8 protein-coding genes are annotated in these 13,677 nt (G+C 65.5%); 5 read left to right on the forward strand and 3 right to left on the reverse strand.

All coding sequences use genetic code 11. The features are described from left to right. Positions 1 to 9: 9 nt before the first annotated feature. Positions 10 to 1,242 (reverse strand): NAD(P)/FAD-dependent oxidoreductase, encoded by a 1,233-nt coding sequence (locus tag BMW89_RS32510; RefSeq protein ID WP_092034347.1) that lies wholly within the window; start codon positions 1,240 to 1,242, stop codon positions 10 to 12. A 42-nt stretch (positions 1,243 to 1,284) separates the two neighbouring features. Next, the gene (locus tag BMW89_RS32515; protein ID WP_092034350.1) at positions 1,285 to 2,781 is read right to left on the reverse strand and encodes an amidase; all 1,497 of its coding nucleotides are present in this window, start codon (positions 2,779 to 2,781) and stop codon (positions 1,285 to 1,287) included. 208 nt (positions 2,782 to 2,989) lie between these two features. Here BMW89_RS32515 and BMW89_RS32520 point away from each other — a divergent pair, with 208 nt between their 5' ends. Beyond that, positions 2,990 to 3,673 carry a helix-turn-helix domain-containing protein gene (locus BMW89_RS32520; RefSeq protein WP_092034353.1) on the forward strand — a complete coding sequence of 228 codons (684 nt, stop codon included), beginning with the start codon at positions 2,990 to 2,992 and terminating at the stop codon, positions 3,671 to 3,673. Positions 3,674 to 3,740: 67 nt separating this feature from the next. Here the strand turns inward: BMW89_RS32520 and BMW89_RS32525 are convergent, their stop codons facing one another. After that, a complete protein-coding gene (locus BMW89_RS32525; protein WP_092034355.1) occupies positions 3,741 to 6,791 on the reverse strand; it encodes an Rne/Rng family ribonuclease in 3,051 nt (1,016 codons plus the stop codon). 704 nt (positions 6,792 to 7,495) lie between these two features. Between BMW89_RS32525 and BMW89_RS32530 the strand changes: the two genes are divergently transcribed. The 4 genes from BMW89_RS32530 to BMW89_RS32545 all read left to right on the forward strand — a co-directional run bounded on the left by BMW89_RS32530 (position 7,496) and on the right by BMW89_RS32545 (position 13,674). After that, entirely contained in the window at positions 7,496 to 8,791 is a 1,296-nt protein-coding gene (locus BMW89_RS32530; protein ID WP_092034358.1) for an N-acetylmuramoyl-L-alanine amidase, read from the forward strand. Positions 8,792 to 9,038: 247 nt separating this feature from the next. After that, positions 9,039 to 11,543 carry a penicillin-binding protein 1A gene (locus tag BMW89_RS32535; RefSeq protein WP_092034360.1) on the forward strand — a complete coding sequence of 835 codons (2,505 nt, stop codon included), beginning with the start codon at positions 9,039 to 9,041 and terminating at the stop codon, positions 11,541 to 11,543. Between the two features lie 115 nt (positions 11,544 to 11,658). Next, a protein-coding gene (gene prfB / locus BMW89_RS32540; RefSeq protein ID WP_143062871.1) for a peptide chain release factor 2 occupies positions 11,659 to 12,790 on the forward strand; the annotation gives its coding sequence in 2 pieces (ribosomal slippage) (positions 11,659 to 11,727 and positions 11,729 to 12,790; 1,131 coding nt in all). A gap of 2 nt (positions 12,791 to 12,792) precedes the next feature. Further along, positions 12,793 to 13,674, forward strand: a complete 882-nt coding sequence (locus BMW89_RS32545; RefSeq protein ID WP_092034364.1) for an NAD(P)-dependent oxidoreductase — start codon at positions 12,793 to 12,795, stop codon at positions 13,672 to 13,674. Positions 13,675 to 13,677 lie beyond the last annotated feature (3 nt).

A 13,677-nucleotide genomic window follows, 5' to 3' on the forward strand; every position in this document is an offset into this window, starting at 1 on the left:
GGACTGGGGCTAAAACCGCTCCGGCCGATAAGGCGTCGGATCGATCGACGGCGTCTCGCCGTTCATCATCTCCGCGAGCAGGCGTCCCGTCGCGGGCCCGAGCGTAAAGCCCTGGTGGCCGTGGCCAAAGTTCATCCAGAGGCCGGGATGGCGCGGCCCGCGGCCGAGCACCGGGAGCATGTCGGGCGAGCATGGCCTCGTGCCGAACCACGGGTCGGGCTCGGCGCGCTTGCCGAGATCGATCAGCTCGCGTGCGGAGGCTTCCGCGCTGGCGAGCTGTATCGGCGTTGCGAGCGAGTCCGGCCCCGTCAGTTCGGCGCCGGTGGTGATGCGGATGCCCTTGGCCATCGGGCCCATGGCATAGCCGCTGCCCTTGTCGACCAAAGGCAGGTCGAGCGAGGCGCCGCCGCTGTAATGCATGTGGTAGCCGCGCTTGCGCACCAGCGGGATGCGATAGCCGAACTTGTACAGGAGATCCGGCGACCACGGTCCGAGGGTCACGACGGCGTTGGCGGCATCGATCCGTCCCTGGTCGGTGTTGACCGACCAGCCGGTTGCCGTCTGCTGCAACGACTGCGCATCGCCGAGCACGATGGTGCCGCCGAGGCGCTGGAACAGTTCGGCATAGGCGGTCACCAGCGCACCGGGATCGGACACGGTCCAGGTGTCGAGCCAATGAATCGCGCCGGGAAGATCGTCGCGCAGGATCGGCTCGGCCTTGGTCAGCTCGCTACCTGACAGCACGCGAAACTTCACGCCGAATTCGCGCAGGTCCTGTTCCGCGTCCTTGATCGAATGCTCCAGGGCGGCAGCGTCGCGATACACCGCTCGGTAGCCGGCGCGGCGGATCAGATTGTCGGCATGGGCTTCGCGAATGAGGATGTCGTGCTCCGGCGTGGCGTAGGCGATCAGGCGCGCCCAGCCGACGATCGCCTCGCGATGCCGCTTCGGCGCCGAATGCCACCAGTAACGGAGCAGGGGTTCGATATGACGATGAAGCGACGACAGGCTGTAGCGCACGTCGTTGGTGCGGCCGGTCGCGATCTTCACGAGCGAAGCGAGGTCGCGCGGCATCGGATAGGGGCGGACCGCTTCGGCCTGGATCATCCCCGCATTGCCGTAGCTGGTCTCGCGCCCGGGCTCCCTGCGGTCGACCAGCGTGACCGACCAGCCGCGCTGCTGCAAATGCAGCGCCGCGCCTACACCGACCATGCCACCGCCAAGAATGATTGCGCTTTGCATCGGCAGAATTCTCCTGTCAGAACGTCGTCATCACCCAGCCGCCTATTCCCAGGTGAGAAAGCCGGGCGCTGCCGACAGCGGCGGCGTAGCGGCGAGCCGTGCCAGGTCGGGCACCGGCCGGCACAATTGTGCATCGTTCGCGAACGCAGCCTCGATGCTCGCTGCGACCGCGAGCACGATGGCGTCGCCGCCGCGCGGGCCGACGATCTGGAGGCCGAAAGGCAGCCCGGCTTCGTCGCGGCCGAGCGGAATGCTGATCGCGGGATGGCCGGGAAGCGTTACGGCGTAAGCGAGCGCGAGCCAGTGGAAATAGGATCTGGTCGGCACGCCGTCGATCTCGGCGGGATAGGATTCTGACCAGGGACGCGGGCTGAGCGTGATCGTCGGGCTGATCAGCACGTCGCAATTTGCGAAGAAAGTCTGGTAGGCGCGATAGATCCGCGTCTGTGTCGTAGAGGCGCGGGCTTGGTCTTCGAGCGAATAGCCGAGGCCTTCCTCGACATTGGCGCGAACGTTGGGACCGAGCATCTCGGGACGTTCTTTGTAGTTCTTGCCATGCGTCGCCAGGAACATCCCCGCGCGCAGCACGGCGAAGGCATCGTCGGCGCCTGAGCAGTCGGGCGTCGCCTCGCGGCTTTCGGCAAACAGCGGTGCGAGCTTGCTCACGCGCGCGCGGAACACGCGGCGGATCGCCTGCTCGGTCGGTGCGAAGCCGAAATCTTCCGTGAAAGCGAGACGCAGCTTGCCGAGGTCCGCAGGATGCGGCGCGGACCAGCGGTCGGCGCGCGCACGCACGGGCTCGCCGGGCAGGGTGTAGGCGAGCGGATCGCGGGCATCGTCGCTCGCCATCACCGACAGCATCAGCGCGGCATCAGTGACATTGCGCGCCATCGGCCCGTCGGTCGACAGGTTGGACCAGCCGAAGATGCGCTTTTCGCTGGGCACGAGGCCGTAGGAGGGACGCATGCCGACGATGCCGGAGAAGCCGGCCGGATTGCGCAAGGAGCCGCCGGTGTCGGAGCCCGAGGCGAGCGGGGCCATGCCGCAGGCGAGCGCGACCGCCGAGCCGCCGGAGGAGCCGGCCGCCGAGCGCATGGGATCGAAGGGATTGCCGGTCGCGCCGAACACGGGATTGCGGGTGTTGGCACCGGCCGCCCATTCCGGCGTGTTGGTCTTGCCGAAGATGATGGCGCCGGCGGCGCGTAAGCGCGCAACCGAGCCCTGGTCCGCGACCGGGACATTGTCGCGCAACAGCGGGCTGCCATAGGTGGAGCGCATCCCCGCGGTGTCCTGGGTGTCCTTGATCAGGACGGGAAGCCCGGCGAGCGCGCCGCGATCCTCGCCACGCAGGATGGCCGCCTCGGCCGCCTTCGCGGCGGTGCGCGCCCCCGGCTCGTCCAGCGTCACGACGGCGTTCACGGCGGGATTGATGCTGGCAATGCGCGACAGGCAGGCGTCGAGCAGCTCGACAGGCGAGATCGCCTTGGCGGACAGCAGGCGGCGCAGCTCAACGGCGCTGGAATCGCACAATTCGGACAATGCCAATCCCTTTCAGATTATGAAAACGATTTAGCATATCGGAAAGTGAGGATGGCGCACCAATAATCGTCAAACCGGGGCGCTTCATGCACAAATGCTGGTGTGGCTGCTGAGCGGGTGGTCAAGTCGGTTCCATCGAGCCGGTTTCAGTCGAAAAGATTAGACGGATAGGTCAACAATTTTTCAGCCGCCGTGGTAGCATTTCTGCATGAGCGAGATCGCAACGACGCCCGAGGGGGCCAATTCGCAACTCGGCCAATGCCTCAAGGCCGCCCGCCAGGCCCGCGGCCTGACGCTCAAGCAGGTGGCGGAGCGGACCGGCATGGCGCTCTCCACCCTATCCAAGGTCGAGAACGGCCTGATGTCGCTGACCTACGACAAGCTGCTGCAGCTCACCTCGGGCCTGAAGATGGAGATCGCCGAGCTGTTCAATCCGGCGGTCTCGGCGCCTGCACTGGGCCGGCCGGTCACCGCGCGGCGGAGCATCAGCCGGGCCGGGCAGGGCCAAATCATCACCACGAAATTCTACACCTACACCTATCAATGCACCGACCTGATCGGCAAACGCATGGTGCCGATCGTGGCCGAGGTCCGTGCGCGGTCGCTGGAGGAATTTGGCCCGTTGCTGCGCCATGGCGGCGAGGAGTATTTTTGGGTGACGAGCGGACGCGTTGCCGTGCACACCGAGTTCTACGCGCCGGAGATCCTGGACGAGGGCGACGGCATCTATCTCGACAGCACCATGGGCCACGCCTACCTCAATGCCGGCGAGAGACCTTCCGCAACGGGCGTTTGCCTCTGCACCAGCGAGGCGCCCGATCTCTACGACCAGCTTCGCCAGATCGCCTCGCGCGAGGTGGCGCCGCTCGGCGATGACGAATTGCCGTCGTAGCGTTTTCGCGAGCCTTGAAACGAAAAACGCCCGGCTTGGCCGGGCGTTTTTTTATGGAGTGTCCGGCTTACTCGCCGCCGCCGAAGCGGCGCGACCACCAGCCGGCGCGACGCGGGGCGCCCGGAGTCTCGCTTGCTTCTTCCGGCGCGGGCTCAGGTGCCGGTGCGGGCGGAGCGACCGGTTGTTCGGTCGCCTGCGCAACCGGCGCTGCCGGCTCGCTCGAGCTGCTCGACAGGAAGCTCACCTTTTCGCGGACCGTGGAGCGGCGTCGCGCAGTCTTGTCGTCGGCGGGCTCTTCTTCCGCAGCAACGGCAGCGGGAGCCGGCTCCGGCCGGGCCGGTGCCTCGGTCCGCACTTCGGCGCGCGGCTCAGGCTGAGTGAACCGCGGCTCGGCGGTGGGTTCGGCCTGCGCGATCGATGGCGCAGCCTCGTCGCCGGCGCCGTCGAAATCGGCAACGGCTTCGGTTGCTTCCGACGGTGCATTGGCCGCGAGCTCGTCGCTGATGGAACCGGCAAGACCTTCCTCGCCGCTACCCCGCCGACGACGTCCGCCCCTGCGACCACGCCGGCGCCTGCGATCGGCCGCGCCTTCCTGATCGCCGCGACCCTGACCTGCCTGGTCGTTGGCTTCTTCTCCATCCTGCTCGGACTCGGCATCCTCTTCGGCTTCGCCGGCTGCCACTGCCGCTTCGGAAGACGCCGGAGCGCCATCCTCGCGAGGCTCACCGTCGCGCTGGCCACCGCGGCCGCGGCGGCGACGGCGACGCTTGCCGCGGCGCGCGCCGTCCTGCTCGGAGGCTGCGTCACCGGTGGCCTGCTCCTCGGCGAGACCTTCGGTCTCCTCGGTCTCGACCTCGGATTCGATCTCCGGATCGAATTCCTCGTCGTCATAGGCTTCTTCAGCCAGCGGCGGCGGGCTCGCGGCGGCCTGTGTCACCAGCAGCGCCTTGGCGGCTTCGAGCGTATGCACCTGCTCGCCGCGATCGATGAGATAGGCCTGCGGTCCGCTGACGCTGGGGTCGGCGATGACCGACAGCGTCACCTTGAAGCCGTTCTCGAGATCGCGCAGATGGCCGCGCTTGTGGTTCAGCACATAGAGCGCGACGTCGGTGCGGGTGCGGACCACGAGATTGTGGGTCGCGCCCTTCATCAGGATCTCTTCGAGGCCGCGCAGCAGCTGGAGAGCAACCGATGCCACCGAGCGGAGGTGGCCGGTGCCGCCGCAATGCGGGCAGGGATCGGTCGAGGATTCCAGCACGCTGGCGCGGATGCGCTGGCGCGACATTTCCAGCAGGCCGAAATGCGAGATGCGGCCAACCTGGATGCGCGCGCGATCCTGCCGCAGGCAATCGGAGAGCTTGCGCTCGACCGCACGGTTGTTGCGCTTCTCGTCCATGTCGATGAAGTCGATGACGATCAGGCCGGCGAGGTCGCGCAGGCGAAGCTGGCGGGCGACCTCTTCGGATGCTTCCAGATTGGTCTTGAGCGCCGTGTCCTCGATATGGTGCTCGCGGGTCGAGCGGCCGGAGTTGACGTCGATCGAGACCAGCGCTTCGGTCTGGTTGATCACGATATAGCCGCCGGAGCGCAACTGCACGGTCGGCGAGAACATCGCGTCGAGCTGGCTCTCGACGCCCATCCGCGAGAACAGCGGCTGGCCGTCGCGATACTGCTTCACCGCGCTGACATTGGCGGGCATCAGCATCTTCATGAAGTCGCGCGCTTCGCGGTGGCCGGCTTCACCGGCAACCTGGATTTCGTCGATCTCCTTGTTGTAGAGGTCGCGCAGCGAGCGCTTGATCAGCGAGCCTTCCTCGTAGACGAGGGTCGGGGCCTGCGACTGCAGCGTCAGATCGCGCACCGTCTCCCACATCCGGATCAGATATTCGAAGTCGCGCTTGATCTCGGGCTTGGTGCGGGCAGCACCGGCGGTGCGCAGGATGATGCCCATGCCCTCGGGCACGTCGAGGTCCTGCACCACTTCCTTCAGGCGGGAACGGTCCTGCGCGCTGGTGATCTTGCGGCTGATGCCGCCGCCACGCGCGGTGTTCGGCATCAACACGGCATAACGGCCGGCGAGCGACAGATAAGTCGTCAGCGCCGCGCCCTTGTTGCCGCGCTCTTCCTTGACGACCTGCACCAGCATCACCTGGCGGCGCTTGATGACTTCCTGGATCTTGTACTGGCGGCGCGGGCGGAAGGTGCGCTCCGGCACTTCCTCGAGCACATCGTCGCCGCCGACGGATTCGACGATGTCCTCTTCGGCTTCCTCGTCGTCCTCGTCCTCGTCGTCGTCCTCGGCCGTCGCTTCGGATTCGTGATGTGGAGCCTCGGCGCTCTCGCCGGCGGCGTACACGGCATCGGCCGGTTCAGCGGCCGATGTCACTGCTTCGGCGAGGGCCTCGGCATGTGTTTCGGATGCGTCTGCCTCGTATGGCTCGGCAGCGGCCATTGGCTCGGCACCGACAGGCGCAGACGTCGCGTCAGCATGATCATGGTGGTGATGATCGTGCTCGCCTTCGTGACCATGGTCATCGTGATCGTGCGCATGATGGTGATCATCGTGCCCATGCTCTTCGTGATCATGTCCGTCATGATCATGGGCTTCGTACGCGCCGTGATGCTCGGCATCGGCGTGCAGATGCTCACCCTCGTGCGACGCACCTTCGGTATGCAGGGCCTCGCCCTCGACTGGCTGGGCGGCGGGACCGGCACCCTCGACGACATCGCTGCGGACGCGTTCGCCCTGACTGCGGCGGCGGGAATTGCGGTGGCGCGAGCGGCGGCGGCCGTGGGAGCGGTTCTCGCTCTCTTCCTCGGCTTCGCGATGGGCCTGTTCCTCGGCCTCGATCAGCGCCTGCCGGTCGGCGACCGGGATCTGGTAGTAGTCGGGATGGATTTCGCTGAAGGCGAGGAAGCCGTGGCGGTTGCCACCATATTCGACGAAGGCGGCCTGGAGCGACGGTTCGACCCTTGTGACCTTGGCGAGGTAGATATTCCCGCGCAGTTGCTTGCGTTGTGCGGTCTCGAAATCAAACTCTTCGACGCGATTGCCGCGGACCACGACGACCCGGGTCTCTTCCGGGTGGGTGGCATCGATCAACATCTTGTTGGGCATGTCTTAACTCTTGGCGGCGGCGGGCGCGATTCACCGTGGGCGCAATGTGCGCTGCCGGGTGACGCGACGGTCCACCTGATTCGGGGGTGAGGGGAAGGCCGAAACGCCGTCTCTCGCGCCTTGCCGAATCGGATGCCGAAGGACCGAAGCGGCGCGCGGGATTTTCACTCCGCAGCGTCGCGAATGGTCCTTCAGAATTCGTCGGCACAGTCTGGCGCATCAAGCGTCGGCCCGTATGAAACATTGGGCGGCGGGGCCGCCCCTCAATCAGTTGCTGCTGGCCAGGCATGGCGCGAGCGCGCTCGCCTTGGGGATCACGAACCGCCCCCTTGGGATCAAGGGACCGGGTAATGGGTTACGCCGCTGTCAGAACCGTCCCGGACACATGAGTGGTACCCGGAAACCGTCCGCCGCCGGGGCTTGACCCGTTCCGTCTCGCTGCCGCGCACCGCGCTGGTCTTAGAGGGGAACGGAAAACGCTGGAATTCCCAAACCTTGGGAGTTCCGGCGCTGCACCGGAAGGCTGAATGCGACACAACCGGAAATATCGGCCGTCAGCACTCCGTACATACGTGGATTGGGCCAGCCGTGCAAGGAGCGTCGCACGGCGGTCACAGTCAGCGAGTTTCGCGCGTCCGTCATTAGGGATCGATTAACCCTGTGGTTCTATTGCGTTAAAGAAGCTGCTCGGAGGCACGGAATCGGTGGCGAGCCGCGCAAATCAAAGGGTTTTGCTGGGATGCGTACTACTGTGCGCCGCAGCACTGCCGTGCGCTGATTCCTCGCGCCTGAGCGCCGCGGAAAGCCAGGCGCAACCCTCTGTTGCAGTAGCGAATTTTCCGATCGCCTCGGCCGCCCGCCTGGCCGGCGATGGCAAGCAGACCCGCTTCATTCTCGACATCGACCAGACCATCAGCTTCCGCGCCGTGACGCTCGCCGACCCCTATCGGGTCGTGGTGGACGTCCCACAAATCAATTTTCAGCTGCCCGCTGGCATCGGCTCTGGAGGGCGGGGGCTGGTCAAGGCCTTCCGCTACGGGCTCGTCATGCCCGGCGGCTCGCGAATCGTGTTCGACCTGACGGGCCCGGCCAAGATCGCCAATTCCTATGTGCTGGAGGCGGCCAACGGCCAGCCTGCCCGGCTGGTGCTTGAGCTGGAGGAGGTCGACCGCACCGCCTTCGTGCAATCGCTCGCCCCGGAAAACCGCCCCGAGCTGCGGCCCGCGATCGCAGACGCGCCGCCAGCAACTGTTCCCGCTACGGCGGCCCCTGAGGGGCTGCAGCAGAAGGTCGATGGACGCCCGGTGGTCGTGATCGATCCCGGTCACGGCGGCATCGACAACGGTACGCAATCCAGCGGCGAGAGCGAGAAGAACCTGGTGCTGGCCTTTGGCCTCGCGCTACGCGACCGGCTGGAAAAGGCCGGCAAATACCGGGTGGTGATGACGCGCAACGACGACACGTTCATCCCGCTCAATGACCGGACCAAGATCGCGCGCAACCTGAAGGCCGCGCTGTTCGTCTCTATTCATGCCGATGCGCTGCCGCGCGCCGAGGGGGACGCGCAGGGCGCCACCATCTATACGCTGTCCGACAAGGCGTCCGATGCCGAGGCCCAACGCCTGGCGGACGCCGAAAACCGTGCGGACGCGATCGCTGGCTTCAATCTGGCGGAGGAGCCGACCGACGTCGCCGACATCCTGATCGACCTGACGCAGCGGGAAACCCGTACGTTTTCAAATCGTTTTGCTCATTTGCTGATGGGCGAATTGAAGTCGACCGTGCGGATGCACAAGCATCCCCTGAAATCGGCCGGTTTCCGGGTGCTGAAGGCGCCCGATGTGCCCTCGGTGCTGGTCGAGATCGGCTATGTCTCCAACAAGGGCGATCTGGAGCATCTGGTCTCGGAGGGCTGGCGATCCAAGGCCGTGGGCTCGATGGCCCAGGCGATCGACGGGTTCCTGGCTAAACGGCTGGCGACGGCCGGGGCGTCGAATTGAAGAAGGGTTTTTCCGTGCCGGCGCAAAGGCCCTAGTTTGGCCACAGCGGACGCTTTATAAAAATGCCGCAGGGGGGTCCGGAATCGGAGAGAATCCCGCTCGGCAAGCGTCTTTAGGCCCGGCCTTGATGTGATTGCGTAGGCCGGTGAATTCGCGACGTGAGGTTGGCGCCAGTTTTGGGTGCCAGTTTTTAGGTCCTATGGGGCTGATACTGGGCTGATCCAGAGTTTGAACGGATAGACACATAATGCGCTTGCTTGTGCGGTTCATGGGCTTCCTGTTCGCCGCGGGAACAGTGATGTTCCTGGTCGGTGTCGGGGCCGCGGCAGGTCTGATCTGGCATTTCTCCAAGGACTTGCCGGATTACTCTCAGCTTCAGGATTACGAGCCGCCGGTGATGACCCGCGTCCACGCGGTCGACGGTTCGCTGCTCGGCGAATACGCCAAGGAGCGGCGGCTTTACTTGCCGATCCAGGCCGTGCCGAAGCTCGTGATCAACGCCTTCCTCGCAGCAGAGGACAAGAATTTCTACGAGCATGGCGGCATCGACTACACCGGCATGGCGCGCGCGGGCGTGCTCTATCTGCAGAACTTCGGCTCCAACCGCCGTCCGCAGGGTGCCTCCACGATCACCCAGCAGGTCGCCAAGAACTTCCTTCTGACCAACGAGGTCTCCTTCGCCCGCAAGATCAAGGAAGCCTTGCTGGCGATGCGGATCGAGAAGACCTATTCGAAGGACAAGATCCTCGAGCTGTATCTGAACGAGATCTATCTCGGCCTTGGCGCCTATGGCATCGCGGCCGCCTCGCTGGTCTATTTCGACAAATCGGTGAACGAGCTGACGGTGGCGGAAGCCTCCTATCTGGCGGCGCTGCCGAAGATGCCCGCGACACTGCATCCGGTGCGTAACCGTGACCGCGCGATCGAGCGCCGCAACTACGTGATTGACCGTCTGGTGGAGAACGGCTGGATCAAGCAGGCCGACGCCGAGAAGGCGCGCAAGGAGACGCTGGCCGTCACCAACCGCTCCGGCGGCGCCCACACCTTCGCCGGCGAATATTTCGCCGAGGAAGTCCGCCGCGACATCTTTGAGCGCTATGGCGAGAAGAAGCTGTACGAGGGCGGTCTCTCTGTCCGCACCACGCTCGATCCGAAGATCCAGGTCATGGCGCGAAAGACCATGGTGTCGGGCCTCGTGAATTATGACGAGCAGCAGGGCTATCGCGGCGCCATGAGCAAGCTCGATATCTCCGGCGACTGGGGCGTGAAGCTCGCCGAGATCAAGTCGCTGTCCGACATCTCGCCATGGCGCATGGCCGTGGTGCTGGAGACCAGCGATCAATCCGCGCGCATCGGCTTCCAGCCGAGCCGCGAACTCGGCGGCGCCGTCAGCAAGCAGCGCGAGACAGGTCTGATCACGCTTGACGGCATCAAATGGGCAAGGGCGGCCTCGGGGGCCGCGAAGGGCAGGACAGCGACGGCGGTGTCGCAGGTTCTGCAGTCCGGCGACGTGATCTATGCCGATCCGCTCTACAGCAAGGAGGGACAGCCGGTTGAAGGCCAGTACCGGTTGCGCCAGATCCCCGAAGTGTCCGGCGCAATGGTGGTGATGGATCCCTGGACCGGCCGCGTGCTCGCGATGGTCGGCGGCTTCTCGTTCGACCAGAGCCAGTTCAACCGTGCGACCCAAGCCTACCGGCAGCCGGGTTCGTCGTTCAAGCCGATCGTCTATTCGGCCGCGCTCGACAACGGCTATACGCCGTCGACCGTCGTGCTCGACGCGCCCATCGAAATCGACCAGGGCCAGGGCGCCGGCGTGTGGCGGCCTGAAAACTTCTCCTCGGGCAAGTTCCAAGGCCCGGTGACGCTGCGCAATGCGCTGCGGCAGTCGCTCAACACCGTGACGGTGCGCCTTGCGCAAGACATCGGCATGCCCCTGATCGGCGAATATGCGCGCCGCTTCGGCGTCTATGACGAGTTGCCGAACTATCTGTCCTACGCGCTCGGCGCCGGCGAGACGACGGCGATGCGCATGGTCACGGCCTATTCGATGATCGCCAATGGCGGCCGCCGCGTGAAGCCGACCCTGATCGACCGCATCCAGGACCGCTACGGCCACACCATCTTCAAGCACGACCAGCGCGAATGCCGTGGCTGCGAGGCACCCGGCGGCTGGAAGAACCAGACCGAGCCGCAGCTGATCGACCGCCGCGAGCAGGTGCTGGATTCCATGACCGCCTATCAGATCACCGAGCTGATGGAAGGTGTCGTGCAGGCTGGTACCGCGACCGCGCTGAGGGAGGTTGGCAAGCCGATCGCCGGCAAGACCGGCACCACCAACGAGGCCAAGGATGCCTGGTTCGTCGGCTTCTCGCCTGATGTCGCCGTCGCCATCTATATGGGCTACGACAAGCCGCGCGCGCTGGGCAAGGGCAACGCCGCGACCGGCGGCCATCTGGCGGCTCCGATCGCGCGCGATTTCATGAAGCTCGCGCTTGCCGACAAGCAGGCTGTTCCGTTCAAGGTACCGGCCGGCATCAAGCTGGTCCGCGTCGTCGCCAAGACCGGCATGCGCGCCGGACCCGGCGAGACCGGCGGAACCATTTTGGAGGCCTTCAAGCCGGGCACGGCGCCGCCGGACAACTACTCCGTCATCGGGGTTGCCGACGCCGACAGCCGTATGCCGGCCTCGCAGCAGCAACAGCCGGATTCCGGCTTCATCATGCGTCCGGGGACCGGCGGCCTCTGGTAAACGATGGGGAGAATCGTCGGGGGTGGAGGAGCGGGCGGTTGCGCTTTGCCTCCGCCGCCGCTACATCCGGCCTTCAAATCGAACGCGGAGCAATTCCGCGAGATTAGAGAACGACATGCGCGCCGAAATCGAACGGTTGGTAGAAGAGATCAAGCAGTCAGTCGGGCTGCTGAGGAGGCATCTTTGACGTCGATAAATCGACGGCGCGCCTCGCTGAGCTGAACAAGCTCGCAGAAGATCCCAATCTCTGGAACGATTCCCAGAAGGCCCAGAAGCTGATGCAGGAGCGAACCTCGCTGGAGGATTCGCTCTCGGGTATCGGCAAGGTCGAACAGCAGCTTGAAGACGACATCGGCATGATCGAGCTCGGCGAGGCCGAGGGCGATGCGGGTGTCGTCGCTGAAGCCGAAAATGCGTTGAAGGCTCTGAAGAAGGAAGTGGCGCGGCGCGAGCTCGAGGCGCTGCTGTCGGGCGAAGCCGACGGCTTCGATTCCTATCTCGAAGTCCATGCCGGCGCCGGCGGCACCGAGAGCCAGGACTGGGCGCAGATGCTCTTGCGCATGTACACGCGCTGGGCCGAAACCCACGGCTTCAAGGTCGAATTCCTCGAGGAGTCCGAGGGCGAAGAGGCCGGCATCAAGTCCGCGACCATCCAGGTCTCCGGCCACAATGCCTATGGCTGGTTGAAGACGGAGGCGGGCGTGCACCGGCTGGTGCGCATCTCGCCGTTCGATTCCAACGCGCGGCGGCATACGTCGTTCTCGAGCGTGCAAGTGTTCCCGGTCATCGACGACAGCATCAAGATCGACATCAAGGAATCCGATGTCCGCGTCGACACGATGCGTTCGGGCGGCGCCGGCGGCCAGCACGTCAACAAGACTGAATCGGCGGTGCGGCTGACGCATATCCCGAGCGGCGTCGCGGTGGTCTGCCAGGCCGGCCGCTCCCAGCACAAGAACAAGGCGCAGGCCTGGGACATGCTGCGCGCGCGTCTCTATCAGATCGAGCTGAAGAAGCGCGAGGAGAAGGCCGCCGCCGACCAGGCCGCCAAGACCGATATCGGCTGGGGCCATCAGATCCGCTCCTACGTGCTGCAGCCCTATCAGATGGTGAAGGATCTGCGCACGGGCGTGCAGACCTCCGACACCTCGGGCGTGCTCAACGGCGAGCTCGACGACTTCATGGCCGCGACGCTGGCGCAGCGCGCCTTCGGCACCACAGGCGCTGACATCGAGGACGTGGACTGATCATGACCCGAATTGCCTTCATCGGGCTTGGACGGATGGGCCATGGCATGGCCGGCCGCTATCTCGATGCCGGTTTTACGGTGACGCTGTGGAATCGCAGCAAATCAAAAGCGGAAGACCTGATCGCGCGCGGCGCGCATTGGGCGACGTCGCCGGAGGATGCCGCGATCGATGCCGACGCCGTCGTGACCATGGTCGCCGACGACGAAGCTTCGCGTGCGGTCTGGCTCGGGCCCATGGGCGCCGCCAAGACGGCGAAATCAGGCACCATCGCAATCGAATGCTCCACCGTCTCCTATGACCACGCCCGCGAGATGGGCCGTGAGCTCAACGCGCGCGGACTGATCTATATCGATTGCCCCGTGACGGGATTGCCGGATGCAGCGGCCAGCGGAAAGCTGACGCTGCTCGCCGGCGCCGATGCGGCCGACCTCGAACGTGCGCGTCCCTATCTCACGCCGATCGGCTCGACCATCCGCCATTTCGGCGCGGTCGGCTCCGGCACGGTCTACAAGCTCATCAATAATCTGATGGGCGCGATCCAGATCGCCGGCCTCGCCGAGGGCCTCGCGATCGCCGAGCAGGCCGGCCTCGACATGAACCTCGTGCTGGAATCGATCCAGGCGGGTGTTGCCGCAAGCCCGCAGGTGCAGCGCCACGCCAAGCGCATGGTCGCCCGCGATTTCAGCGGCGCGACCTTTACGGCAGCGCTCCGGCACAAGGACGCGGCGTACGCCGTGAAGCTCGCCGAGAGCCTCTTGGCCGACAAGCCGCTGGTTTCGCGCGCGGCCGTCGAGTCCTACGCGCAGGCGAAGGCTGTGATGCCGGATGACGACGAAGGCAAGATGATCGAGCTGGTGTCGCGGCCGAAGAAGCCGTCTTAACCG

It is taken from the genome of Bradyrhizobium sp. OK095, from assembly GCF_900109945.1.
GTDB lineage: Bacteria > Pseudomonadota > Alphaproteobacteria > Rhizobiales > Xanthobacteraceae > Bradyrhizobium.